The sequence below is a fragment of the Microbacterium horticulturae genome (assembly GCF_029094505.1).
In the GTDB taxonomy this organism is placed as follows: Bacteria; Actinomycetota; Actinomycetes; order Actinomycetales; family Microbacteriaceae; genus Microbacterium; species Microbacterium horticulturae.
In genome coordinates, this window is sequence record NZ_CP119108.1 from 160,116 (window position 1) to 186,601 (window position 26,486).

Genomic DNA, 26,486 nt, shown 5'->3' on the forward strand with positions numbered 1-26,486 from the left:
CTCCGCCCGACGAGTGGGCGCCCCCGCCGGAGGACGACGGGTGGATGCCGCCGCCTGATGCTGCGCGCGCGACCGCGACCGCGCCCGGGCCCGCGGCATCCCGAATCTCCCCACCGCGCCGCGACTTCGCCGGCGCCGACCCGCTGCACGTGTTGCACGAGGTGTACGGATACGACGCGTTCCGCGGCGAGCAGGCCGCGATCGTCGAGCAGGTCGTCGCCGGCGGTGACGCCGTCGTTCTCATGCCCACAGGCGGCGGCAAGTCTGTGACCTACCAGGTGCCCGCGCTCGTGCGCGAGGGCACCGGTCTCGTCGTCAGCCCGCTCATCGCCCTCATGCACGACCAGGTCGACGCTCTGCTCGCCAACGGCGCGAGCGCGGCGTATCTGAACTCGACGCAGACGCCGCAAGAGCGAGCGGCTGTCGAGCAGGCGTACCTCGCCGGCGAGCTCGACCTTCTCTACGTTGCGCCCGAGCGCCTCAACCTCGCGCAGACCACGGCGCTGCTGCAGCGCGGCCGACTCAGCGTCATAGCGATCGATGAGGCGCACTGTGTGTCGCAGTGGGGTCACGACTTCCGCCCCGACTATCTCGCGCTCGGCGATCTGGGCGAGCGTTTCCCCGGTGTGCCGCGCATGGCACTGACGGCCACGGCGACCCGCGAGACGCACCGCGAGCTCTCTGAGCGCCTGCACCTGCCTGACGCGAAGCACTTCGTCGCGAGCTTCGACCGGCCCAACATCCAGTACCGCATCGAGCCGAAGGTCGACGTGCGGCGGCAGCTGGTGCAGTTCATCCGCACCATGCCCGAAGGGTCGGCCGGCATCGTCTACGCGCTGTCGCGCAAGAGCGTCGAGGCGACCGCCGAGCATCTACGCGGTCAGGGCATCGACGCGCTGCCGTATCACGCGGGGTTGGATGCCGGCATGCGCGCCCGGCATCAGTCGCGGTTCCTGCGCGAAGACGGCGTCGTCATGGTCGCCACGATCGCGTTCGGCATGGGCATCGACAAACCCGACGTGCGCTTCGTCGCGCACATCGACCTGCCCAAGTCGGTCGAGGGCTACTACCAAGAGACCGGCCGCGCCGGCCGAGACGGTGAGCCGTCCGTCGCCTGGATGGCGTACGGCCTGGGCGACGTCGTGCAGCAGCGCCGTCTCATCGATGCGTCGGAGGGTGACCGTACCTTCAAGATGCGCCTCGGCCAGCATCTCGACGCCATGCTGGCGCTGTGCGAGACGGTGGGATGCCGCCGGCAGAACCTGCTCGGATACTTCGGACAATCCTCCGAGCCGTGCGGCAATTGCGACACCTGCCTGCAGAAGCCCGACACGTGGGACGGGCTCGTCCCCGCGCAGAAGATCCTTTCCACCATCGTGCGCCTGCAGCGCGAGCGCGGGCAGGCCTACGGCGCCGGGCACCTCATCGACATCCTGCGCGGAGCATCGACCGAGCGCATCGTGCGCTTCGGGCACGACAAGCTCGCGACCTACGGCATCGGCGCAGACCTTTCCGATCAGGACTGGCGCAGCGTCGTGCGCCAGCTGCTGGCCCGCGGCATCCTTGTGGCGAAGGGGGAGTACGGCACCCTTGCGCTCGGCGAGGCCGCAGGCCCTGTGCTGCGCGGCGAGACGGACGTGCCCCTGCGGCACGATGTGCTCGGGCGCGGCGGGTCGCGCTCGAGCGGCCGCGCCCGCAAGGCAGCCGCGGCCGAGTCGCTGCAGCCCGCCGACCGCGAGCTGTTCGAGGCGCTGCGCACCTGGCGCGGCGGCGTGGCCCGCGAGCAGGGTGTGCCCGCGTACATCGTCTTCGGTGATGCCACGCTGCGCGCCCTGGCCGAACACCGGCCGGGCTCGCTCGAGGATCTCGACGGCATCTCCGGCATCGGTGCCAAGAAGCGCGAGGCGTATGGGCATGCCGTGCTCGAGGTCATCGCCGAGCACGCCTGAGGCCGCAGCACCCGGTACCACCCGGGAGGTGAACGGCACGGCCACGCGTTCGTGCAATCGGTTGTACGTGGTAACACCAAACGAGCAGACCGGCTGAAGACAACATTTGGCAATCGGTTGACAAGATGCGGAGACCGGCGCATCATGGAGTCATGCCCGCGATGACGCACTCTCCCGCCCTGGCGCTGATGCCCGCCAACGAGAGCACCCGTGATGTCGCCCTCGAGCTGTACGCCGAGGTCGCCGACGCGCCGATCCTGTCCCCGCACGGACACGTCGACCCTGGCATGCTGCTGCGCGACGACCCGTTCGCCGACCCGGCCGAGCTGCTGATCACGAAGGACCACTACGTCACCCGACTGCTGTTCGCCTCAGGGGTTCCGCTCGATGAACTCGGCGTCGGGCCCGCTGCGAACGCCGACCCGCGGAGCATCTGGCGCCATCTCGCCGAGAACTGGCACCGCTTCGCGGGCACCGCATCTGCGTATTGGCTCGAACACGAGCTGCGCACGCTGTTCGATATCGTCGACGAGCCGAGCGCCGAGAACGCCGACGCACTGTACGACACGATCGCCGCCTGGCTGCAGAACCCCGACTTCCGGCCACGCGCGCTGTTCGATCGCTTCGGCATCGAGGTACTCGCGACCACTGACGATCCGCTCGACGATCTCGCCGCGCATGCCGCGCTGGCGGCCGATCCGGACTTCCGCGGGCGCGTGCTGCCGACCTTCCGCCCCGATGCCTACCTCGATCCCCAGGCCGCCGGCTTCGCCGACCGCGTCACGCGTCTGCTTGAGAGCACCGGCCGCCCCGCCACCTTCGCCGGGTACGTGCAGGCCCTGCGCGATCGTCGCGCGTACTTCATTGAGCATGGCGCCGTCTCGGCCGACCATGGCGTGCTCGAGCCGTATACGACCGACCTCGACCCCGCCACCGCGCAGGACCTCTTCGCCCAAGCGCTGAAGGGCGCGCTCGACGCCCGGTCCGCCCGCGAGCTCCGCGGCCACATGCTCTTCCAGGCGGCGAAGATGAGCGTCGACGACGGCCTCGTCATGACCGTGCACCCCGGCGTGCGGCGCAACCATCACCGTCCGACCTTCGACGCGTTCGGTCCCGACACCGGGCACGACATCCCGGTCCGCACGGAGTACACCGAGAACCTCCGTCCGCTTCTCGAGGCGTTCGGTACTGAGAAGAACCTGCACCTCGTGCTGTTCACGGTCGACGAAACGAGCTTCTCGCGCGAGATCGCCCCCCTCGCTGGCTTCTACCCGAGCCTGTACATCGGGGCGCCGTGGTGGTTCCTCGACGCACCCGACGCCATCCTCCGCTGGCGAGCCGCCGTGACCGAGACGGCCGGTTTCTACCGTTCCAGCGGCTTCATCGACGACACCCGGGCGTTCCTGTCCATCCCGGCACGGCACGACACGTCACGACGCCTGGATGCTGCGTTCCTCGCGCGACTGGTCGTCGAAGGGCGCATCAGCCGACCCACCGCCGGTCGCATCGCGCGCGACCTCGTCGACGCGATCCCGCGCGAGGTGTTCAAGCTGTGACACACCAGTACACACCGGCCATGGCATCATCCCGCAGCACCGCGGCGCAGGCTCCTCTCGACCTGAACCGCGCGCATCTCGCCGTCGCCGGCATCCCGTCCGAACCCGCCCCGGTGCGCATAGTGCACCTCGGTCTCGGCGCCTTCCACCGTGCACACCAGGCCTGGTACACGCAGCGCGCCGGCGACGGCTGGGGCATCGCCGCCTTCACCGGACGCTCGCCGCGCGCGGCCGAGCCCCTCGCCGCACAGGACGGCATCTACGCCCTCGTCGCCCGAGGGGCCGCCGGTGACACGGTCGAGATCATCACGAGTATCAGCGAGGCGCGCGACGGAGCCGACCTCACCCGGCTCATCGAACTGCTCTCCGACCCGGCCGTCGGCATCGTGTCCCTCACCATCACCGAGGCGGGCTACCGGCTCGGCCCCGACGGAGAGCTTGACCGCGAAGACCCCGAGGTGCAAGCCGACGTCGCAGCGCTGCGCACCGCGACCCTGACCGCCGACGGGATGACGGCAACAAGGGGTCCCGTCACCCCGCTCGGGCGCCTCCTGCTCGGCCTTGCCGCCCGCTGCGCTGCGCACGCCGGCCCGATCGCGGTCGTCTCATGCGACAACATCCCCGCCAATGGCGATGTCACCCGGCGCACCCTGACGGCACTCGCGAGTGAGATCGACGATGACCTCGCGCGGTGGATCGGCGAGGACGTCTCGTTCGTCAGCACGAGCGTCGACCGCATCACCCCGGCACACCACGGCGAGGTCGACGCGGTCGTTGAGCGCGGCTGGCACGACCGGGCCACGGTGGTCGCCGAGCCGTTCGCAGACTGGGTGCTCGAAGGCGACTTTCCCGCTGGACGCCCCGCCTGGCACACCGTGGGTGCGCGCTTCGTCGACGACATCCGGCCCTGGGAGGACCGCAAGCTCTGGCTGCTCAACGGGGCGCACACGATCCTCGCGGTCGCCGGCCCGGCTCGCGGGCACGCCACGGTTGCCGAGGCGTTCGCCGACGACGACTGCCGCGCACTCGTCGAGGCATTCTGGGCGGAGGCCGTCACCTGCCTGCCCGACGACGTCGAGACCGTCGGCTACCGTGCGCAACTGGCCGAGCGCTTCGCGAATCCGCGTATCGCGCATCGGCTCGACCAGATCGCCGCCGAGACGACCACGAAGATCCGGTACCGCATCGTGCCGATCGCAGCGCGCCTGCGCGAGCGAGGAGAGGATGCTGCAGCTTGCGCCGACGCGCTCGCCGCCTGGATCACCGCCGCCGTGGCCGTCATCCCGACCGCCGACCGCGAGGGTGAGGCCGTGCGTGGCGCGGCATCCATCACCGACCCCGTCGCGGCGCTCCTGCACCTCGTCGGCGCCGACCTCGACTCCGAATTCATCGCCCGGGTGCGTTCCCGGGCACCCATCACCGCGCGATGACGCGCAGAAAGGCAACCATGCTGACACCGAAGGTCACTGCCACCCGCGAACTGCTCTCCCTCGACGGACTGTGGAGCTTCGCCGTCGACGACGACGCACTGCACACCCCCTGGGCGGCGCCGCTGCAGACCGAACTGCAGGCACCCGTGCCCGCCAGCTACAACGACCTCTTCATCGATCAGAAGATCCGCGATCATGTCGGCTGGGTCTGGTACCAGCGCACCGTGCGCGTGCCGCGCGGTTGGCGTGACGAGCGCGTGCTGGTGCGGGTGGATGCGGCGACCCACCGCGGTGTCGTGTACGTCGACGACCGGTTGGTCGCCGAGCACGAGGGTGGCTACCTGCCCTTCGAGGCGGACATCACCGACCTCGTCACCGCGGGCGCTGAGTTCCGCCTGACAATCGGCGTCGACAACCGGCTGACACCCGACACGATCCCGCCGGGGACCGTCGTCACTCGCCAGGATGGCTCGCAGGCGCAGACCTACATGCACGACTTCTACAACTACGCCGGCCTGCACCGCACGGTCTGGTTGGCCAGCCGGCCGCGTGTGCACGTCGACGATGTGACCGTCGTCACCGACATCGACGGCGAGACCGGCGTCGTCGACTACCGCGTCGACCTGGACGGCGACGCCGAGGTGCGGGTGCGCCTGCTCGACGAGGACGGGCGGGCCGTGGCATCCACCACCGGCGCAGCCGGATCCCTGCGCGTCGAGGCCGCGCACCTATGGAAGCCCGGGGCCGCCTACCTCTACTCGCTCGTTGTCGAGGCTGTCGACGGCGGGGTCGTGGTCGACGAGTATCCGGTGAACGTGGGTATCCGCACGGTGGCCGTGGACGGGGGACGGTTTCTCATCAACGGCGAGCCGTTCCACTTCACGGGATTCGGCAAGCACGAAGACACCGCCGTGCGCGGCAAGGGCCACGACAACGCGTACTTGGTCCACGACTTCCAGCTGCTGGACTGGATCGGGGCGAACTCGTTCCGCACCTCGCACTACCCGTACGCCGAAGAGGTCATGGACTTCGCGGACCGGCACGGCATCGTCGTGATCGACGAGACCGCCGCGGTCGGCCTGAACAAGAAGATCGGCGGCGGCATCGCCGACATGCTCGGGGGCGCCGGCGACAAGGACTTCGCCGACGGTTTCGGGCCGAAGATGCAGGAGGCGCACAAGCGAGAGATCCGCGAGCTCATCGCGCGCGACAAGAACCACCCCTGCGTGGTCATGTGGTCGATCGCCAACGAGCCTGACACGATGAGCGAGGGCACCGACACCTATTTCGAGCCCCTGTTCGCCCTCGCCCGCGACCTCGACCCGACCCGGCCGGTGACGTTCGTGAACGTCATGATGGCGCCGCCCAATGTGTGCCGGGTGTCGAAGTTCGCCGACGTCCTCTGCCTGAACCGCTACTACGGCTGGTACGTGGACGGCGGCGACCTCGCCACCGCCGAGGCGCACCTCGAGCAGGAGCTGCGCGGGTGGGAGCAGATGTACGGCAAGCCCATGATCATGACCGAGTACGGTGCCGACACCATCGCCGGCTACCACTCGGTGTGGGACCAGCCGTGGACCGAGGAGTACCAGGCCAAGATGCTCGACGTCTACCACCGCGTCTTCGACCGCGTCGAGACGATGGTGGGCGAGCAGGTGTGGAACTTCGCCGACTTCCAGACGTCGTCGGGCTTCTTCCGAGTCGACGGCAACAAGAAGGGCGTCTTCACCCGTGACCGCAAGCCCAAGGCCGCTGCTCACGCCCTGCGTGCGCGCTGGACTCGCATCATCGAGAACTGATCGTCCCGGGGCTGCCGCAGGCAGCCTGCGGGACTCCCATGGCAAAGGAGCCACACATGTCTGAATCCGATACCGCGTCAACGGCGGCCGTGAAGGCCAAACTGCCCAAGATCAGCATCATCGGCTACGGGGCCGGCGACGCGGCGAACAACCTGGCGTTCACGACCGCGACGATGTTCCTGCTCATCTATTACACCGACGTCGCGGGCATCGCCGCAGCCTCGGTCGGCACGCTCTTCCTCGTGCTGCGCATCTTCGATGCGTTCGCCGACGTCGCGGTGGGCCGCCTGGTCGACCGGGTCAACACGAAGCGCTGGGGCAAGTTCCGCCCCTTCATCCTGTTCGGATCGCTGCCGCTGCTGCTCTTGTCGGTGGCCACGTTCCATGTGCCGCAGATCGGTCAGAGCGGCATGCTCTTGTACGCGTATCTCACCTACGGCCTGCTGAACATCGCCTACTCGCTCGTGAACATCCCCTACGGCTCGCTGGCAGCGGCGATGACGCAGAACCCGAGCGAGCGCGCGAAACTTGCCACCGCCCGCACGATCGGCGCGGTGGTCGTGGGCGCGGCGCTGGGCATCATCGTCTCGCCGCTGATGGGTGCCAAGGAGGGCCTGCAAGGCGTGTTCACCACCGTGACCGTCTCGTTTGTGTTCATCGGCATGGCGCTGTACCTGTTCACGGCGTTCTCGACCAAGGAGCGCGTGTACCGCAAGGTTCCTCACGTGACCATGCGGCAATCGATGGCCACACTGAAGGGCAACAAGCCGCTCGTGCTGCTGTGCCTGAGCTCGCTGCTGTTCCTCACCGGCATGATCTCGATGTCGACGGCGCAGATCTACCTCATGCGCGACGTCTTCCACGCGCTCTACCTGGTGCCGATCCTCTCGCTCGGACAGATGGTGCTCGTGTTCGTGCTCGCTCCGTTCGTGCCGCTGCTGGTGCGCAAGCTGGGCAAGCGCACGGCTTACGTGATCGGGTCGTTCCTGGGGGCCTTCGGCATGCTCGCCGCCGGCGTCGCGCCCAACGGGATCGTCGCGTTCGTCGGACTGTTCGTGGGCATGATCGGCGTCATGTTCGTGAGCATGCTGATGTGGGCGATCGAGGCCGACACGGTCGAGTACGGTGAGTGGAAAACAGGCGTGCGCACCGAGGGCATCACCTACGCGCTGTTCTCGTTCACCCGCAAGACCGGGCAGGCGTTCGGCGGCGCCGTCGCCGCCTACGCGATCGGCATCGGCGGGTACGTCGCGGGCACATCCACGCTCACCACGCAGGCGGCCTGGGGCATTCGGGCAGGGGCCGCCCTCGTGCCGGCGGTATTCGTCGTCGCGGCCGCGCTCGTCATGATCGCCTACCCGCTCACCGACAGGGCGCATGCTCGACTCGTCGCCGAGATCGAGCAGCGACGACAGGCGGAGGATGCCGCAGCCGCGGACATCCTTGAGGACGAGGCATCCATCGTGCTGGCCGGAGAGGGCGTGAGCCTGGAGACGGTCGGACCGGAATCCGAAGCCGAGGATGTGTCGCTCTCCACGGCGGCATTCGCCGCGGGCAAGGCGCGACCGCGTCTGCTTGGACGCAAGAGGAAGTAGGCAGGAAGAACCATGATCATCGACAAGGCCGAGGTTGTCGTCACGAGCCCCGACCGCAACTTCGTCACGCTGAAGCTCACGACCGACGACGGGCTGACCGGCCTGGGGGACGCGACGCTCAACGGTCGCGAACTGGCGGTCGTCGCATATCTGACCGAGCACGTCGTACCGCTGCTGATCGGCCGTGACGCGCATCGCATCGAAGACACGTGGCAGTTCCTGTACCGGTCGGCGTACTGGCGCCGGGGTCCCGTGACGATGGCGGCGATCGCCGCGGTAGACGTCGCTCTGTGGGACATCAAGGCGAAGGCCGCCGGCATGCCGCTGTATCAGCTGCTTGGGGGAGCGTCGCGCACCGGACTGCTCGCATACGGGCACGCGTCAGGCAAGACACTGCCCGAGTTGTTCGATTCGATTCGCTCGTATCAGGCGCAGGGATATCGGGCGATCCGCGTACAGACCGGGGTGCCGGGCCTGAAGTCGATCTACGGCATCGCGTCGAACGCGACGTTCGAGGCCAACAAAGGCGTGCGGTACGACTACGAGCCTGCTCAACGCGGTGCGTGGCCGAGCGAGGAGGACTGGGACACGCGCTCGTACCTGCGGCACGTGCCGACGGTGTTCGAGGCGGTGCGAAACGAGTTCGGTCCGGAGCTGCCCCTGCTGCACGACGGTCACCACCGGATGACGCCGATCCAGGCTGCACAGTTGGGCAAGTCGCTTGAGCCGTTCGACCTGTTCTGGCTTGAGGACTGCACGCCGGCCGAGAACCAGGAGGCGCTGCGGCTGGTGCGTCAGCACACCACGACCCCGTTGGCGATCGGCGAGATCTTCAACACGGTGTGGGACTACCAGCAGATCATTCGTGAGCAGCTGATCGACTATGTGCGCAGCGCGGTCACGCACACGGGCGGCATCACCCATCTGAAGAAGGTGCTCGATTATGCGTCGCAGTATCAGATCAAGTCGGGAATGCACGGTCCGACCGACATATCGCCCGTCGGCATGGCCGCCGCTATGCACCTGGGGCTGTCGATCCACAACTTCGGTATCCAGGAGTACATGAAGCATGGCGAGAAGACGAACCAGGTGTTCGAGCAGTCGTTCACGTGGGAGAACGGGATGCTGCACCCCGGTGACAAACCCGGGCTGGGGGTGGAACTGAACACCGACGAGGCGGGCAAGTACCCTTACGAACAGGCATATCTGCCGTACAACCGACTCGCCGACGGGACAGTGCATGACTGGTGACGCCCTACCGCCCCTCATCGTGATGGGTGTGTCGGCATCGGGCAAGAGCTCGGTCGGTTCAGCACTTGCCGCACATTTGGGCATCCCGTTCGTGGACGCCGACGATCTGCACCCGCAGGCGAACGTCGACAAGATGGCCGCCGGCATCCCGTTGACTGACGACGATCGGTGGCCGTGGCTGGATGCCGGAGCCAGCCGACTCGCTGCGGGGCCGGTCGTGATCGCCTGCTCAGCACTCAAACGCGCCTACCGCGACCGGCTGCGTACGGCGGTGCCCGCGACCGTGTTCGTGCACCTCGCTGGCGACCGCGACGTGCTCGAAGAGCGCATCGCCGACCGCGAGGGTCACTTCATGCCGGCGAGCTTGCTTCAGTCGCAGCTCGACACCCTGGAAGACCTCGATCGCGACGAGATGGGCTTCGCGCTCGACTTTGCCCGGCCGGTGGACGAGCTGGTCGACGCGGCGGTCGAGCGCATCGGCGAGGGAGCGACCGGCGACCGATGACCGTGCAGATGTCGGAAGACGACCCGGCCGAGGCGATCCTCGCGCGCGTTCACGCGCGCGGGGGCGCACCGACCATCTACGACATCGCCGAGCTCGCGGGTGTCAACCCCTCCACCGTCTCGCGTGCGCTCGGCAAGCCGGGACGGATCAGCGCCGCGACCGCTGCGAAGGTGAGAGCGGCGGCCGAGCGGCTCGACTTCCGTGTCAACCCGATGGCGCGCGCCCTGCAGACCGGCAAGACGAAGATGATAGGGCTCGTGCTGGCCGACATCACGAACCCCGTCGTGTTCGGCATCGTGCGTGGCGCCGAACATGCGGCTGCCGAAGCCGGCTACACCCTTGTCATCGCCGAGTCGCAGGAATCCGGCGAGAACGAGGCCGAGGCAATCGAACGGCTGCTGCCCAGCGTCGATGCGCTCGTGCTGGCCACCACGCGCCTGGCCGCCTCGGCGATCACAGGCATCGCCGAGCACAAGCCAGTGATCCTCATGAACCGCGCGGTCGACGGCATCCGCAGCGTGCTGCCCGATGTCGAAGCGGGAATCATCGAACTGCTCGATCACTTGGCAGGCCTCGGCCATCGCTCGGTGGCGTTCCTCGCGGGGCCCGACTCGTCCTGGATCAGCGCGCGCCGCTGGTCGACGATCCTGGCGGCCGCCGTGGCGCGCGACATGGCGATCGTCGAGATCGGCCCGAACGCGCCCACCATCGCCGGCGGGCGTGCGGCGCTGCCCCGGGTGCGTGCGGCGCAGGTGAGCGCGGTGATCGCGTACAACGACCTGATGGCGATCGGGCTCATGCAAGAGGCCGCGAGCGTCGGCATCCCGATCCCCGACCGTCTGAGCGTGACGGGCTTCGACGACATCTTCGGCAGTGAGCTGATCAGTCCGCCGTTGACCACCGTCGGCGCCGACCTCGCCGCAGCCGGTCGGCAGGCGGTCGAGCGGCTGCTTGATCCCGAGGACGCCCAACCTGCCCCCCTGCCGACGCAGCTCATCGTGCGCGGTTCGACCGGGCCCGCGCCGCGCGCCTGAGCCCGCGAGGTCGTACCTATTCCCGCGAGGTTGTACCGGTTTTCGCGAGGTCGTACCTGTTTTCGCGAGGTCGTACCGGGCCGCGGCATCCACCCTCTCCGCTCGACGCGACGCTGTGGGACAAGATGACGGCCCTCGCCACCCGTGTGTACGGCGCGGAGGGAATCACGGCCGACGCTGGCGTGCGCGCGCAGATCGAGCGGCTGGCCGCCGGGGCGCGGTTCATCGTCATGATCTGCGGCAACATCATGACCATGCCGGGTCTGCCGGCACGGCCGGGACCGCGGCATCCCACACTGTTCCTGACGCCGCGCCTGCAGTAGGCTCGTCGGCACCGGGAAGCGCCCGGGATGCGAGGGAAGGAGCCGAGAACGTGATCACCGTCTTGGTCGTGCCCTTCGCCGGCCGACATCCCTAGAGGCCACCCGCGGTGGCCTCCGCCTCCTGGAGCAACCACCCGTGACTTCTTCTTTCGACGACCTCGATCTCACTTTCGCCGACGTGACCCTCGGCGACGGACAGCGCTGGACCACCTGGCCGACCGCACTTCCCACCGAACGTGGCCCCGAGCCGAGGCCCGCCTGGGTGGTGACGTCGGCCGGCGCCGTCGACACCGAGCTCGGCATCCTCAAGACGGGCAAGGAGGGCGACGTCTTCCTGGTCGAGCGGGCCGTGCCCGATGATCCCTCGACCGCTGTTGTGCTCGCGGCCAAGCGGTACCGCGACGATGAGCACCGCACCTTCCAGCGCTCGGCCGTCTACACCGAGGGGCGTCGCACCCGTAACACGCGCGACGGGCGCGCGCTGGCGAAGAAGTCCGCGCACGGGCGCGCCGTCGCGGCGGCGCAGTGGTCGTACGCGGAGTTCGCCGCGCTGTCACAGTTCTGGCAGTTGGGCGTGCCGGTGCCGTATCCGGTGCAGGTGACCGGGACCGAGGTGCTCATGCAGTTCATCGGCGACAGCACAGTCGCCGCACCTCGCTTGGCGCAGTCGCACGCCCGCGGCGCCGAGCTCGATGACCTGTTGGCGCAGGTCATCGACATCATGCGGCGCTTCGCGCGCGCCGGCTTCACGCACGGCGACCTGTCGCCGTACAACCTGCTCGTGCACCGACGACGCGTCGTGATCATCGACCTGCCGCAGGTGGTCGACCTGGCGGCAAATCCGCAGGGCTTCGACCTGCTCCATCGCGACTGCGTCAACGTGTGCGACTGGTTTGCGCGCCGCGGGGCGGAAGTCGACGCCGAGGGACTGTTCGGCGAGTTGGTCGCCGAGACGTTCGGGTGAGGGGTGGATGCCGCAGCCTGTGAACCTGCTCGACCCGGCGAGAGAACAACTCCCGGCCGAGAGCACGGGGAATACCCGTTCTCTCGGCGGTCGGGTGTTCTCTCGTGGTTGAGGAGGGGGCGAGGCGAGGGCGGTAAGGCAGGGTGGGCCGGGCGAGCCGCGCGCAGCCGGGCTGATCACTCCGTGAAGATGACCTCGAGGCCCGTGAATCGGGTGAAGCCGCGGTCGGCGGTGATCAGGGGTACACCGAGGCTGACCGCGTGCGCCGCGATGAGTGCGTCTTTGGAACGCGCAGCGGTCGGTGGCTTCGCGGTCAGCGAGGCGTACGCAGTGGAGGCCGCGCCGTCGAATGGTCGCCAGAACGCGCGCAACTCATCGAGGGCGGAGACCAGCTGGGCCCGCACGCGCGCCAGTTCGCGTCCGTTCGGTTGCAGGGCGAAGCGCTCTGCACCGCGAAGCAACTCGCCGCGCACGATATGGGAGGCGCCGTGGTCCTCGATCGCATTCACGATCTGATCGGGCAGCGCGCCGATCAGCACACTGGTGTCGATCATGGCTCTCACCGTGCGTCGTCCAGCCGGTCGGCGTCACGATCAGCGGCGAGGGCGCGTCGTTCTTCTTCGATGACCTCAGCCGGGAGCAACGCGCTCAGCAGGCGCAATCGCGTCTTGATCGCCGCCAGCTGCTCGGGTTCGTCGTCCGGCAACGGCACAACCCGCAGGCGCGGCCGATTGTGCACGGTCACGATGGCGCCGGTCTCAGCGAACGCAGACGGGTTCGCCTTGAAGACGCTCATCGGAACCTCTGGTGTGACATTCTGGGCTGGCATGATCAATTTGGTCTTTTCGAGATGAAAAAGTCCGTTTGTACTCATACTAGTCCGATTTGTCTCGTTAACGCCGTCCTTGTCGCGGGAAGGAACCCTCGCTGGCCGATGACCCGGGCGCGTCTGGATGCCGCAGCCTGCGACATCGCGAAGCCGAGAGCGCGAGCTCCCACACGTTGTACGCGAGTTCGCCGCCGCGCCACGGCATCGTGTCCGCGCCCGTGTGCGTGAAGCCGGCACCGCAGCACAGCGCGTTCGATCCGGGATTGTCCTGCCCCGGATATGCCACGAGCAGGGCACGATCGCCGCGTGCGACGACGCGGGGGATCAGCTGCCGCAGCGCTTCGCGTGCGACGCCACGCCCCTGGAACTCGGGCAGCGTGTTCCATCCCGTCTCGTAGGCGGGCGTGCCCTCGTGGTCGACGATCCAGAACCCGATGCCACCCGCCGGCTCGCCGTCGACCTCGATGCGGTACATCTCGGCTTCGCCCGACGCCGAGAGTCGCAGGTATCGCTCGTTGCGTTCGATGAGCTTCTCGGGCTCCTCAGGTCCGCCGATGTGGCGCGTCATCTCGGGCGTGTTCGCGCGTTCGAGCAGCGGCAGGTCGCTCTCGGCCCACGGCCGCAGTGTGACGTCCATGCCCCGATCCTGCCCCGGGCCTCCGACACTCCCGCGCCCGAATCGGTCAGCGCACAGCGCCGAACCGATCAGCGCACAGCCCTCGAATCGGTGAGAGTGCAACTGACGGACGAGGGATAGGGAAATAACCGCTCTCTCGCCCACCAGTTGTTCTCTCACGGTCTTGAGGGGCCGCGGGGCGCCGGCTGGCGTGGGGGAGGTCGCGGAGCGCGGGTCGCACGCACGAGTGTGTGGATGCCACAACCCCGACACATCCCGAGAGCGGCCGGGCTTGTGGCATCCATCAACCTGTTTGAAGGTGCGTTGTGGGAGACCTACCGTAAGGATGATCCCTCCGGAAAGGTCTCCCATGGTCGATGTCGTCCGTACGAAGAAGCCCTCGGTCCACAAGCGCCATCCCGGTGGCGGAGCGCCGACCGCACCGCACAGCGCCGCCGAGGCGCAGCGCGCCGACGCGACCGAGCCGCGCATCGACATCGCCGCGGTCACCGATCTGCTGCTGGGCACCTGGGCGGACGCGCGCCGCGAATCGCGCGAGATGATCAAGGACGAGGCGTTCTGGCAGATCCCCGGCCAGCCGATGCCCGAGCACCGCGAGCGCGTGCTGGGTCAGCTGCACCGCTTCGTCGAGGCGGGCGCCGCGGGTCGCGCCTACCCCGTCGAGCACGGCGGCCAGGGCGACAACGGCGGCAACCTCGCCTCGTTCGAAGAGCTCGTGCTGGCCGACCCCAGCATGCAGATCAAGGCCGGTGTGCAGTGGGGGCTGTTCGGCTCGGCGATCCAACAGCTGGGCACCGCGAAGCACCACGCGAAGTGGCTCGACGACGTACGCACGCTGAAGCTGCCGGGCGCTTTCGCGATGACCGAGATGGGCCACGGCTCGGACGTCGCAGCCATCGGCACGACCGCCACCTACGACCCCGACACCGATGAGTTCGTCATCAACACCCCGTTCCGCGCGGCGACCAAGGAGTTCCTCGGCAACGCGGCTCTGCACGGGCAAGCGGCGACCGTGTTCGCGCAGCTGATCACCGGCGGCGTCAACTACGGCGTGCACTGCTTCTTCGTGCCGATCCGCGACGAGAACGGGCAGAATCTGCCGGGCGTGACCAGCGAAGACGACGGCGTCAAGGGCGGCCTGAACGGTATCGATAACGGCCGCCTCGCGTTCGAGAACGTGCGCATCCCGCGCGAGAACCTGCTCAACCGCTATGGCGACGTCGCGGCCGACGGCACCTACTCGAGCGACATCCCCAGCCCCGGTCGCCGCTTCTTCACGATGCTGGGCGCGCTCGTTCAGGGCCGGGTGTCGCTGGATGGGGCATCCACCACCGGCGCGGCGCTCGCGGAGTACATCGCCATCACGTACGCGAATCAGCGCCGCCAGTTCGATTCGGGAACGGGGACCGACGAGGTCGTGCTGCTCGACTACGGCAAGCACCAGCGGCGCCTGCTGCCGCGCCTCGCGCAGACCTACGCGCAGTTCTTCTCGCACGACAAGCTGCTGCAGCGTTTCGACGGGGTCTTCGGCGGCACCCACGACACCCCTGACGAGCGCGAAGACCTCGAGACCCTCGCCGCGGCGCTGAAGCCGCTGTCCACCTGGAACGCGCTCGACACCGTGCAGGAGTGCCGCGAGGCGTGCGGCGGCGCCGGGTTCATGGCCGAGAACCGACTGGTCGGTATGCATCAGGACCTCGACGTGTACGCCACATTCGAGGGCGACAACAACATCCTGCTGCAGCTGGTCGGCAAGCGGCTGCTCAGCGACTTCGCGAAGCAGTTCAAGGGGAAGGATGCCGCGGCCCTGGCCCGCTACGCAGTCGGGCAGACCGCCGGAAAGATCTTCCACGGCGCGGGGCTGCGCCGGCTTGGCCAGTCGGTCGCCGACTTCGGCTCGACCGCCCGCTCGATCGAGCTCGGGCTGCGCGCCGAGCAGCAGCACGAGCTGCTGGCCGGACGCGTCGAGCAGATGGTGACCGACGTGGCGACCGCGCTGCGTCCGGCATCCACACTGTCTCCCGCCGATGCCGCGGCGCTGTTCAACGAGCACCAGTCCGAGCTCATCGAGGCCGCTCGCGCACACGGCGAGCTGCTGCAGTGGGAGGCCTTCGCCGAGGGCGTCGCCGGTGTCGACGACGCCGGCACCGGGCAGGTGCTGACGTGGATGCGCGACCTGTTCGGTCTGTGGCTGATCGAGAAGCACCTGGCCTGGTACCTCATCAATGGGCGGCTGTCGGCGCAGCGCGCGGCATCCGTCACCCGGTACATCGACCGGCTGTGCACTCGGCTGCGTCCGCACGCGCAGGACCTCGTCGACGCCTTCGGCTTCGAGGCCGAGCACGTGCGCGCGCCCATTGCGCTCGGCGGCGAGAAGGCCCGACAGGACGAGGCCCGCGCGTACTACGCGGCGCTCGCCGCCTCGGGCGAGGCGCCGGTCAGTGAGAAGACGCTGCGCAAGCAGAAGAAGTAGGGGCGCGCGCGTCGTCGGGCGCCGGCACGCGGACCGCGTTGAGCGAGGGCGCGCAGAGCGTTGAGCGAGGGCGCGCAGAGCCGAGTCGGCACGCCCCACCCCGAGATTCGGTCGTCACGGATTACCGTTCTGTCCGCGGAAAATGGTCATCCGTGACGACCGAACTGCCGCCCCAGTTGTTATGTCGCAGGACATTGGTGACAGTTCTGTATCAGGACATCGGTGACATTTCGGGGGGGTTTGGTGGTGACACTTCTCCTGGAATTGGTGGGTGAGTAGCAATCAGCCTGTCGATGCCCGTGTCCGTCTCGCGATCGCCCAGTGGCCAGTGGACGCCCCGCGTGGGTCGGTGACCTCGTTCTGTGCTGAGCACGGTCTTTCCCGGAAGACGTTCTACGCGATCCGTGCCCGTGCCCGGGCGGAGGGACAAGCCGCGGCGCTGGAGCCGCGGTCGCGGCGGCCGCGGTCCTCCCCGACCGCGTTTGGGGAGGACGTGAAGCAGCAGGCGCTGGGCGTGCGTGCCGCGCTGGAGGCATCGGGGCTGGACCATGGTCCGATCAGCGTGCACGACAAGATGACCGCGCTGGGCATGCACGCACCGTCCACGGCGTCGCTGGCGCGGATCTTCCGGGAGAAGGGTGCTGCCCGGCACGAGCCGAAGAAGAAGCCCCGTTCTGCGTACCGCCGGTTTGTTTATCCGGCACCGAACGCGTGCTGGCAGCTGGATGCGACCGAGTACGTGCTCACCGGTGGCCGTACGTGCGTGATCTTCCAGCTTCAGGACGACCATTCCCGGGTCGCGGTCGCGTCCCACGTCGCCCCCGGAGAGACCAGCGAGGGCGCGTTGGCCGTGTTCAAGAAGGGCGTGGCCGCTCGCGGGGTGCCGCAGCGGCTCCTCACCGACAACGGGGTAGCGCTGAACCCGACCCGACGCGGTTGGGAAGGTCAGCTGGTGAGCTTCGCCACGTCCCTCGGGGTGGAAGCGATCACCGGGAAGCCGTACAAGCCGACCACGCAAGGCAAGAACGAACGGTTCCATCAGACCCTGTTCCGCTGGCTGGACAAGCAGCCCATCGTCGAGTCGATTCAACAGCTCCAGGAGCAGGTCGACCGGTTCGACGTGATCTACAACACCGAACGCCCCCATCAAGGACTGCCGGGACGGGTGACCCCGCAGCACGCATGGGATGCCACCCCTCTCGCCGAGCCACCCCGACCCAAGCCCGCGCCCGTCGAACCGGTCGTGCCCGTCGCCCGCGCCAAGCCTGACGGCCTAGCCGGGCACCCACCACACCGTCCCAGGGCCGGCGTCATCCGGACGGGGGAGCACGGTCACAGCAACGTGATCGTCCCCGCCAACGGCGCCGTGCGCGTGCGGATGATCCTGTTCAACATCAGCAGCCGCAGGGCAGGACAGAGGATCCACGCCATCTGGGACCCGCTCGGCGTCGTCTTCGCCGACCGCCACGGCGAAGTCATCGCCGAGCACCCCTGGCCACCCCACGGCACCCGCTACGTGAGCAGCGGCGCCCGCCGCGGACGTCCCCTCACCCAACCCACACAACACGAACCGTCACCGATGTCCTGATACATGAAGCGTCACCGATCTCCTGATACAGAACCGTCACCGATGTCCTGAGACATCACAACTGCCGCCCCAGTTTGAGTCGTCACGGATTACCGTTCCGCGCGCGAAAAACCGTCATCTGTGACGACCGAACGAGCGGGGCGCACATGTGGTGCCCGCGGTCGGGATGCGCGACCCTGGCCGTGTCGCACCCCGCGGCTAGGCTGATCGCGTGAACTCCGACCTCGAGCTCGGCCCCGACGGGCGTGCCCGCTGCGTGTGGCCGGGCACGGACGACGAGTATCGCCGCTACCACGACGAAGAGTGGGGGATGCCGCAGCACGGCGACCGGGCGCTGTTCGAGAAGCTGTCGCTCGAGGGTTTCCAGGCGGGTCTGAGCTGGATCACGATTCTGCGCAAGCGGCCGCGCTTCCGCGAGGTGTTCGCGGGCTTCGATCCGGCGGTCGTCGCGGGCTTCGGTGACGATGACGTGGAGCGGCTCATGGCCGACACCGGCATCATTCGCAACCGGGCGAAGATTCTGGCGACGATCGGTAACGCCCGGCTGGTCGCCGACATGCCTGACGGCGACCTCGACGCGCTGATGTGGTCGTTCGCCCCGACCGGCCCGCGCGCCCGGCCCGCCTCGTTCGCCGAGGTTGCGGCATCCACTCCCGAATCCACGGCCCTGAGCAAGGAGCTGCGTCGGCGCGGATTCCGGTTCGTCGGGCCCACGACGATGTACGCGCTGATGCAGGCCACCGGCATGGTGGACGACCACCTCGCCGGCTGCTGGCGTGCCGGCTGAACGCGCCGGCTGAACGGAGGGCCATGGCATCCCGATCACGACTCGCCTCGCAGGAGCTCGCCGACCGGCTCCGCGAGCAGATCTACCTCTCATTCGTCGCGCTCGCCGTGGTGCTCGCTATGCGCACGCACGGGCACGTCGAGGTCGGCGCGGCAGCGGTGACGCTCGCGGTCACGATCCTCGGCACGCTCATGGCGGTGTTCACCGCCGAGGTCATCGCCCATTTGATCATGCACGAGAGCCCGCCGACGCGGGCTGAACTCCGCACCATCCTGTTCGCCACCTTCGGCGCCGTGGGATCTGTGCTCATTCCGTTCGTGTTCCTCGGCGCCGCGGCGCTGGGGTGGTGGGACGTGGATGCTGCGCTGGTCGCCAGTGCGATCCTCCTCGCCGTGACGCTCGTACTGTATGGATACGTGGCGGTGCGACGGGTGCCTCTGACCTGGTGGCAGCGGCTCATCGTGCTCGGCGGCGAGGCCGCGCTCGGCCTGATCGTGATCGGGTTGCAGATCGTCGCGCACGGCTGAGCCGCCGCGGCCGCGCGCGCGGTCGAGCCCTGTGCGGCCAGCCTGTGGCACCCGTGCGCCCACACGGTTAGCCTGGATCGGACTCACCCGACGGAGGATGTGCATGCTGTTCGCCGCACGACGAGCCGCGCAGCATGCCGGTCAGTCGGTGGTCATCGGGGTCGCCGTCGCGGTGCTCGGCGGGGCCCTCGCGGCCACCACCGCGATCGCCGACCGCACGATCGACGGCGGCACGGCGCGGATCGTCGCCGACGCCGATCCCGTCGCCCAGAGCATCGTCGTCGACGCACCGGCCGGTGTGGCCGACGACGACGTCACCGCGGCGATCGACGCCGCGTTCGCGGGCCGCGACGTGAGCGTGCGGCGGATGACGTGGTCGCGTGCACCGAGCTCCGACGGGGAGGTCGTGCTGCTCTCCGATCCCGACATCGCGACCGTCGCGACCCTCGACACGGGTGCATGGCCGAGCACCGATGCGGACGTCGCCGTCGCCGGGGTCGCGGGCGCGCTGAGCCTCACCGAGATCGGCGACGCCCCCGTGAGGGTCTCAGGCACCTGGCGCGCGAGCGATCCGGCCGCCGTCGCGTGGGTGGGCCATCCGTCCGTCGCATCCGGCCACGAGGACGGCGAGGTTGGGCCTGTGCTGGTCTCGCCCGGCTTCATCGCCGACCACGGCCGCGGCGTGCGCGCGGCGTGGATCGTCAGCGCCGCCGGCGCTGTCGCCGCCGACCAGATCACCGGGTACCGCGCCGGCATCGCGCGGCTGGCGACCGCGTTCGACAACCTCGAGGGCACGGGCGTGCGCACGAGCGGAGGGTGGGATGCCACGCTCGCCCGCGCGGCAGGCGCCGCCGGCGTCGCGCGCTGCGTGCTCGCGGTGCCGGTCGCGCTGCTGCTCGTCATGGGTGCACTCGTGCTGGGCGTGCTCGCGCGGGCGCACGGTGCCGCGCGTGCGGGCGCCGTCCATCTGCTGACGGCCCGGGGCGCCTCGACCCGCCGGCTCTTCCTCGAAGACACCGCGGTCAACGCCGTCGTCTGCGCCGCCGCGGCCGTCGTCGCCACCGGCATCGGCGTGCTCGCGGGCAGCCCGCCCGGCCACGCACTCGTCTGGGCCGGCGCCGTCGCGGTGGCGGCGCTCGTGCTCGTCACGGCGGTCGGCACGTCGGCCGCGCTCGCCGAGCCCGAAGTGCGCGGCGACGTGAGCCGACGGGGCCTTGCCGCGACGGCCGTCGCCGCGGTGTTCGCCGGGATCGTGGCGGGCCTCGCCGCCTGGCAGCTGCTGAGCGCGGGTCTCGCGTTCGATGGACGGGCGGATGCCGCGGCCGCCGCCGCGCCGGCACTCGTGGTGATCTTCGCCGCCCTGATCGTGGCGCTGTTGGCCGGCCCGTTCGCTGCGATCGGCGAACGGCTCGCCCGCCCGGTCCGCGGCCTGGCCGCCGTCCTCGCCCTGCGCCGCATCGCACGGCAGGCGTCGACGGTGGTCGCCGGGGTGCTCAGCCTGGGACTGGCCGCCGGGGCCATCGGGTTCGCGACGCTCAGCGCCGCGCGCAGCCATGACGTCGTGCACGCGGAGGTCGCCCAGGTGGTCGGCGCCGATGTGCGCGGCGTGTACGACGTGTCGCCGCTCATCGACGGGCCAGAACGCGCCCTGAACCCCGAAGACGTGCCGGGCGCCGACGTCTTCGCCGCGCTGCGCGCCTCGATCACGATCGGGCAGACCGACGCCCAGCTGCTCGCGCTCGCTCCCGACGAGCTGGCCGCGGCCACCGGCATCCGTGCCGCAGAGCTGGCCGGTGGTACGCCGCGGGCCCTCGACGGAGACCTCGAGCTCGACGTCGCCGCCGCCGGCACCGATAAGGCGCTGCACCCGCGCGCCGACGTGACCATCACGGCGTGGCTGGTCGATCGGAGCGGCTCGGCGCGGCGCGTGTCGATGGGGGCGGTGCCCATCGACGGGGCGCGGCATCGCCTCGAGACCGACGTCGACGACGGCGAAGCACTCGTCGCGGTGCAAGTCAGCGGCACCGATGTGCAGCCCGGTGTCAGCGTGCAGGTCACGGTCCGCAGCGGCGGGGCCGAACGCGGCGCGCCCGTCGCCGTCGTCGTCTCCGACCGCACACCCGAGCCGCGGGCGGTGACGGTTTCCGACTTCGACGCCCCGCTCCCGGTCGTCGTCACCCGGGCGCTGGCCGACCAGCTCGCACTGCGCACCGGCGCCGAGATCTCGTTCCGCCTGGGCACCGTCGCCCGCCCGATCGACGGCGAGATCGTGGCGGTGCGCGACGGCGTGGCCGGTGTCGGCACGATCCCCGGCGTCGCCGTCGACCTCAACGGTCTGGTCGCCCGCGCGCTCGACCAGGGCGGTTCGGTGCCGGCGCCGGGCCAGCTCTGGGCGCACACCGACGATGTCGCCGCGACCTCGGCGGCACTGCGGGCGGTCGCCGATCGCCCGGTGCAGATAGTGACCGCGGCATCCATCGGCAGCGCCGGCCTCATCGATCCGGTGCTCGCGGTCGTGGCCGCCGGCATCGTTCTGGTCGCGCTCCTGGCGGCGCTCGCGTTCGCGGCTGTGTCGGCGGGCGTCGTGCGGGCGCGGCGCGACGAGGCGATCCCCCTGCGCTCGTTCGGCTTCACCGCCGCCCGACAGCGGACCACCGCGACGATCGAACTGACCGTGACCGCCGTGTTCGCGCTCGTGCTGGGCGCCGCCGCCGGGCTCGCTATCGCGCTGTGGCTCGGGCCCGCTCTCACCGCGGCGCTGACAGTGGGAGGCGTGACATGAGCGGCCGGCGCGGGCTCGGGCTCGCTGTGCGCGCGGTGGCGACGAGCCCGGTCGTCTCGCTCATCGTCGTGGTCCTCGCCGCGGTCATCGCGTTCGTCGGCGCCGCGGTGCCCTCCCTGCTCGACGACGCCCGCACGGCGACCGTGCAGCGCGAACTGCACACCCTGCCCCGCGCCGTGCTCGACCCGGTCGCGACCTTGCAGGGTGCGGCATCCCCCGACTCCACGACCGGAGCGGACCCGTGGGCGCTCGCCGAAGACACCGCCGCCGGCATCCACCGCGACCTGCCGTCGCCGCTGCGCCGTGTGCTGGGCGCGCCCGGTGTGTCTGTCGTGCTCGACGGCCAGACGGCGGTGCCGACCCCGCGTGTGCCGGCGCCGTCGAACCGGGTCGAGGTCGCGCTCGATCCGGACCTTGATCAGCGGATCCGCATCGTGAAGGGACGGATGCCGCGGCCCACCGACGTCTCGACCGCAGCGCATCCGGTCGTCGACGTCGTGCTGTCGCAGGAGGCCTCGGCGGCGCTTGCGTGGCCGCTCGGCCAGAAGCGCGTGCTCGGCTTCAGCGACCTGCCGATGACCGTCAGGCTCGTCGGCCTCTACGAGGCGGTCGACCCCGGTGACCCGGCGTGGGTGCAGCGGCCGACCGGACTGCACCCGTCGGCCGATCAGAGCGGCGGTGAGGCGGTGCACCTGGCCACGGCGTACGCCGCGTCCGACATGCTCGGTGCGATCGACGTGTGGGTGGGCGAGGCGTCGACGACGGTGTGGATGCCGCTGCTCGACGACCGCGTCACCGGCGCGCAGGCGGCCGAGCTCGCCGCGCAGCTGCGCGGCTTCTCCGCGTCGCAGCAGCAGTTCTCGGTGCGCGGCGCCGGCTTCTACGAGCAGGGGCTCACGTTCCGCAGCTCGGCTCCGACGTCGCTCGAGGCCGGAGCCGCGCGCGGTGATGCCATCGCCGCGGTCGCGACGCTCGCGGCGGTCGGGCCGCTGGCGGTCGCCGTGGTCGCCATCGCGATGGCGGGCCGGATGCTCGCCTCGCGCCGTGTCGGCACCGTGCGCGCCGCGCGCGCCCGAGGGGCGTCGCTGCGGTTGCTGGCCGCGCTGCTCGGCGTGGAAGGGCTCGTACTCGGCGCGGTGGGTGCCGCCGTCGGAGCCGCTCTCGCGGCGATCCTCGTGGGGTGGACGGGTGTGGCATCCACCGTCGTTCCGGTCATCGTCGCGGTGACCCCGATGATCGCCGTGCCGGCCGCGGCGCTGAACGCGGCCGCCCGCACCGCCCGGCGCGACCTCGGCGTCGCCGACCGGCCGACCCGCCGCCGCCGGCTCATCGTGGAGGGCGCCGTCGTCGCCATCGCGGCGGCGACGATCCTGGTCGCCGCGAACCGACCGGTCGGTATGGGGCTCACGCCGGTGCTGCTCGCAGTGCCGGCCGCCGTGTTCGCGATCGGATGCGTGGTGGTGCTGCGCCTCATCCCGCCGGTGCTCACCGGTGTCGAGGCGCTGGTCGCCCGCGGGCGCGGCGTCATGGCGCTCGTCGGGCCCGCTCGCGCGAGACGCGGGCGCACCCTGCCGATCGCCACCGTGCTGGCCGCTCTCGTGTGCGTTGCGACTGCGCTGTTCGCCGGCGTGTCGATCGCCACGATCACCTCGGGCATCGCGCAATCGGCCCGCGCGCAGGCCGGCGCCGACCTGCGCGTGAGCGCCCCGGCGATCGACGCGGATCAGCTCGCCGCCCTGCGCGCTCTGAAGGGGGTGGATGCCGCGGCTCCGGTCTACGGCGGCGCAGCCCTCCCCGCGCACTCGGAGGGCACCTGGACCACCGTGACGATCCTCGGCGTCGATCCCGCGGAGCTCGCCGCGGTGCAGCAGGACGTGGCCGGGGCCCTGCCGCTGCCGAAGACGCTGGGTGCGAGCGGCGGACCCGTGCAGGCCGTGGCGTCGGACGCGCTCGCCCGGATGCTCGACGGCGACGCGATCGTCGTGCGCGGTGTCGAGGTCGAGGTCGCCGCGCACGCGGAGAGCGCTGCCTTCGCGCCGGCGGGCCTCTGGCTCGTCGTCGGCCGCGCCGACGCCGCGCGCATCCTCGGGCCCGCGCCGAACGTCGACACGGTGCTGCTCGACGTCGCCGACGGTGCCGAGGCGCAGCGGGTTGCGGCATCCGCCACCCGACTGCTGGGCAAGGGCGCCGAGGCCGTCGTCCCCAGCGAGATCGCCGCGCAGATCGCCGCCGACCCGGCGATGCAGGCGGTGCAGGCATCGCTCGTGGCGGCGCTCGCGATCGTGACGCTGCTGCTCGTGCTCGCCGTGGCGATGACCCTGCTGCGCGGTGCACCCGCGCGCGGCCGGATGCTCGGCCTGCTGGCGGCGATGGGGTATCCGCGCGGCCGGGAACTGCCGCTTGTGGCATGGGAGGTCGCCCCGCCGCTGCTGCTCGCACTGCCGGTCGGCGTCGCGGCAGGCTTCACGCTGCCGCCGCTGCTGCTGCCAGCCGTCGACCTCGCACGGTTCGTGGGCGGGGGAGCGCAAGCACCCATCGCGGCGCCATCGTGGCTGGTGTGGCTGACCGTGGGCGGCTACCTGCTGATCGCCGCCGTCGCCGTGGTGGTCGCTGCGGCTGTGGCGGCGCGGATGACCGCGATGATCGCGCTGCGGCGCATCGACGAGGAGATCGAGACATGAGTGACGAACCCGACATCGTGTGTGAAGGACTCGTGCGCATCTACACGGCGCAGGGCGTCGAGGTGCAGGCGCTGCAGGGGCTCGACCTGCTCGTACAGCCCGGCGAGATGGTCGCGCTCATCGGGGCGTCCGGTTCGGGCAAGTCGACGCTGCTGAACATCCTGTCGGGCTCCGACACCCCCAGCGCGGGACGCGCCCGGGTCGCCGGTCACGATCTGGTCGCCATGCGCGGGCGCGAGCGGCTCGACTACCGGCGCGGCGTCGTCGGGTTCGTCTGGCAGCAGTCCGGGCGCAACCTGCTCCCATACCTCTCGGGGCGCGAGAACGTCGCCATGGCCCAGGACGTCGCCGGCGTCATCCCTCGTCGTGAGCGAGAAGAGCGAGTGGATGCGCTGCTCGAACAGCTCGGCGTGGCGCACGTCGCTGACAGGCGACCCGCGCAGCTGTCGGGCGGGCAGAAGCAGCGGGTGGCGATCGCCGTCGCGCTGGCGAACGGCCCGCGTGTGCTGCTCGCGGATGAGCCGACCGGCGAGCTCGACGAGGCCACGAGCGCCGAGGTGCTCGCGGCCATGGAACAGGTCAACCGCGAGCACGGTGCCACGACCCTCATCGTCACGCACGACGCGACCGTCGCCGAGCACGTCGATCGCACCGTGCGCATCCGTGACGGACGCACCTCGACCGAGACGTTGCGCGCCACGCACACTGACGAGTCCGGACGCCGCGTGCGCGTGGCCGCCGAATACGCGGTGCTCGACCGCGCCGGGCGCATGCAGCTGCCCGCCGACTACGTCGAGGCGCTCGAGCTGCGCGACCGGGTGCGCCTCTCGCTCGAGCCCGACCGCATCGAGGTGCGGCCCGGGAGCGGGGCGCCGCCGGTGCCCCCGCCCGTTGAGCGAGCAGCGCAGCCGCGAGTCGAAACGTCCGACGTGCCCTCGGTCGTTGAGCGAGCGAAGCGAGTCGAAACGCCCGACGCTCCTGGGGATAAGGACGCCTCGCGAGCGCAGCGAGTCCAGACGTCGCAACCCGAGCAGGATCCCCGGCCCCCGGCATCCACCTCCGACGAGGAGGACCGGTCATGACCGCGCTGCGCGCCACCGGGCTCACCCGCACCTACCGCACGCCGGCGGGCGAGCTGACCGCCGTCGACGCCATCGACCTCGAGGTCGCGGCCGGTGAGCTCGTGGCGATCCGCGGGCGGTCGGGTGCGGGAAAGAGCTCGCTGCTGACGATGCTCGGCGGGCTCGATGCGCCCGACGCCGGCCGCGTCGAGATCGGGGGCGTCGACCTTTACGGCCGCGAGGGCGCGTCGATGCTGGGCACCGAGGTGGCGAGCATCTTCCAGGGGTTCGGGCTGGTGCCGATCCTGTCAGCGGCCGAGAACGTCGAGGTGCCGCTGCGGATCCGCAGGTCCCACCCCGCCGACCGCTCCCGCCGTGTCGCCGACGCACTGGCGGCGGTGGGGCTGGCCGAGCATGCCGCGCAGCGTCCGGCCGAGCTGTCGGGCGGGCAGCAGCAGCGCGTCGCCATCGCACGGGCGCTCGTGACTGAGCCGTCCGTGCTGCTGGCCGACGAACCGACGGGCCAGCTCGACTCGGAGACCGGCGCGCAGATCATGGCGCTGGTCGCGAGCCTCGTGCACGAGCGTGGCACCGCGGCGATCGTCGCGACGCACGACCCGGCGATGCTCGCGCGCGCCGACCGGGTGCTGCAGCTGCACGACGGGCACCTCAGCGCGGGGTGACGCGGCGACACACCCGCCTGGCCGGGCGCCGC

The 26,486-nt window shown here is 70.2% G+C and carries 21 protein-coding genes; 18 read left to right on the plus strand and 3 right to left on the minus strand.

The genetic code is table 11. The annotated features are described in order from the left end of the window. Positions 1–44: 44 nt before the first annotated feature. The 10 genes from recQ to PU630_RS00825 all read left to right on the plus strand — a co-directional run bounded on the left by recQ (position 45) and on the right by PU630_RS00825 (position 12,406). Positions 45–1,949, plus strand: coding sequence for a DNA helicase RecQ (gene recQ / locus PU630_RS00780; protein ID WP_428982017.1), 1,905 nt, complete (start codon positions 45–47; stop codon positions 1,947–1,949). Between the two features lie 161 nt (positions 1,950–2,110). Further along, positions 2,111–3,505 carry a glucuronate isomerase gene (gene uxaC, locus PU630_RS00785; protein WP_275280145.1) on the plus strand — a complete coding sequence of 465 codons (1,395 nt, stop codon included), beginning with the start codon at positions 2,111–2,113 and terminating at the stop codon, positions 3,503–3,505. 20 nt (positions 3,506–3,525) lie between these two features. Continuing rightward, entirely contained in the window at positions 3,526–4,935 is a 1,410-nt protein-coding gene (locus tag PU630_RS00790) for a mannitol dehydrogenase family protein (protein WP_275278453.1), read from the plus strand. Between the two features lie 17 nt (positions 4,936–4,952). Next, the gene (uidA, locus tag PU630_RS00795; RefSeq protein WP_275278454.1) at positions 4,953–6,734 is read left to right on the plus strand and encodes a beta-glucuronidase; all 1,782 of its coding nucleotides are present in this window, start codon (positions 4,953–4,955) and stop codon (positions 6,732–6,734) included. 56 nt (positions 6,735–6,790) lie between these two features. Further along, complete coding sequence (gene uidB / locus PU630_RS00800; RefSeq protein WP_275278455.1) at positions 6,791–8,329, plus strand: glucuronide transporter; 1,539 nt, start codon at positions 6,791–6,793, stop codon at positions 8,327–8,329. 12 nt (positions 8,330–8,341) lie between these two features. Then, positions 8,342–9,580 carry a D-mannonate dehydratase ManD gene (gene manD, locus PU630_RS00805; protein ID WP_275278456.1) on the plus strand — a complete coding sequence of 413 codons (1,239 nt, stop codon included), beginning with the start codon at positions 8,342–8,344 and terminating at the stop codon, positions 9,578–9,580. Next, complete coding sequence (locus PU630_RS00810) at positions 9,570–10,085, plus strand: gluconokinase (protein ID WP_275278457.1); 516 nt, start codon at positions 9,570–9,572, stop codon at positions 10,083–10,085. Before manD ends, PU630_RS00810 begins: the two co-directional genes overlap by 11 nt. Then, a complete protein-coding gene (locus PU630_RS00815; protein ID WP_275278458.1) occupies positions 10,082–11,119 on the plus strand; it encodes a LacI family DNA-binding transcriptional regulator in 1,038 nt (345 codons plus the stop codon). Before PU630_RS00810 ends, PU630_RS00815 begins: the two co-directional genes overlap by 4 nt. Positions 11,120–11,244: 125 nt before the next feature. Next, positions 11,245–11,442, plus strand: coding sequence for a formate--tetrahydrofolate ligase (locus tag PU630_RS00820; RefSeq protein WP_275278459.1), 198 nt, complete (start codon positions 11,245–11,247; stop codon positions 11,440–11,442). A gap of 136 nt (positions 11,443–11,578) precedes the next feature. Further along, on the plus strand, positions 11,579–12,406 hold the full coding sequence (locus PU630_RS00825; RefSeq protein ID WP_275278460.1) for a serine protein kinase RIO: 828 nt from the start codon (positions 11,579–11,581) through the stop codon (positions 12,404–12,406). 176 nt (positions 12,407–12,582) lie between these two features. On the opposite strand, the gene PU630_RS00830 is transcribed toward PU630_RS00825, so the two are convergent. From PU630_RS00830 to PU630_RS00840, 3 genes are all read right to left on the minus strand, one after another. Beyond that, positions 12,583–12,960 carry a type II toxin-antitoxin system VapC family toxin gene (locus PU630_RS00830; RefSeq protein ID WP_275278461.1) on the minus strand — a complete coding sequence of 126 codons (378 nt, stop codon included), beginning with the start codon at positions 12,958–12,960 and terminating at the stop codon, positions 12,583–12,585. 5 nt (positions 12,961–12,965) lie between these two features. Further along, complete coding sequence (locus PU630_RS00835) at positions 12,966–13,202, minus strand: hypothetical protein (protein ID WP_275278462.1); 237 nt, start codon at positions 13,200–13,202, stop codon at positions 12,966–12,968. Between the two features lie 97 nt (positions 13,203–13,299). Further along, a complete protein-coding gene (locus tag PU630_RS00840; protein WP_275278463.1) occupies positions 13,300–13,872 on the minus strand; it encodes a GNAT family N-acetyltransferase in 573 nt (190 codons plus the stop codon). A 349-nt stretch (positions 13,873–14,221) separates the two neighbouring features. On the opposite strand from PU630_RS00840, the gene PU630_RS00845 reads away from it, so the two are divergent. The 8 genes from PU630_RS00845 (at position 14,222) to PU630_RS00880 (ending at position 26,454) form a co-directional block, all read left to right on the plus strand. Continuing rightward, the gene (locus PU630_RS00845; protein ID WP_275278464.1) at positions 14,222–16,345 is read left to right on the plus strand and encodes an acyl-CoA dehydrogenase family protein; all 2,124 of its coding nucleotides are present in this window, start codon (positions 14,222–14,224) and stop codon (positions 16,343–16,345) included. Between the two features lie 271 nt (positions 16,346–16,616). Next, on the plus strand, positions 16,617–17,933 hold the full coding sequence (locus PU630_RS00850) for an integrase core domain-containing protein (protein WP_428981970.1): 1,317 nt from the start codon (positions 16,617–16,619) through the stop codon (positions 17,931–17,933). Positions 17,934–18,144: 211 nt separating this feature from the next. Then, the gene (locus PU630_RS00855) at positions 18,145–18,720 is read left to right on the plus strand and encodes a DNA-3-methyladenine glycosylase I (RefSeq protein ID WP_275278465.1); all 576 of its coding nucleotides are present in this window, start codon (positions 18,145–18,147) and stop codon (positions 18,718–18,720) included. A gap of 23 nt (positions 18,721–18,743) precedes the next feature. After that, positions 18,744–19,247, plus strand: coding sequence for a hypothetical protein (locus PU630_RS00860; RefSeq protein WP_275278466.1), 504 nt, complete (start codon positions 18,744–18,746; stop codon positions 19,245–19,247). A 103-nt stretch (positions 19,248–19,350) separates the two neighbouring features. Further along, positions 19,351–22,029 carry a hypothetical protein gene (locus PU630_RS00865; protein ID WP_275278467.1) on the plus strand — a complete coding sequence of 893 codons (2,679 nt, stop codon included), beginning with the start codon at positions 19,351–19,353 and terminating at the stop codon, positions 22,027–22,029. Continuing rightward, positions 22,026–24,710, plus strand: a complete 2,685-nt coding sequence (locus PU630_RS00870) for an FtsX-like permease family protein (protein ID WP_275278468.1) — start codon at positions 22,026–22,028, stop codon at positions 24,708–24,710. The genes PU630_RS00865 and PU630_RS00870 overlap by 4 nt, the downstream gene beginning before the upstream one ends. Then, positions 24,707–25,792 carry an ABC transporter ATP-binding protein gene (locus tag PU630_RS00875; protein WP_275278469.1) on the plus strand — a complete coding sequence of 362 codons (1,086 nt, stop codon included), beginning with the start codon at positions 24,707–24,709 and terminating at the stop codon, positions 25,790–25,792. Before PU630_RS00870 ends, PU630_RS00875 begins: the two co-directional genes overlap by 4 nt. After that, on the plus strand, positions 25,789–26,454 hold the full coding sequence (locus tag PU630_RS00880) for an ABC transporter ATP-binding protein (RefSeq protein ID WP_275278470.1): 666 nt from the start codon (positions 25,789–25,791) through the stop codon (positions 26,452–26,454). Before PU630_RS00875 ends, PU630_RS00880 begins: the two co-directional genes overlap by 4 nt. Positions 26,455–26,486: the final 32 nt, after the last annotated feature.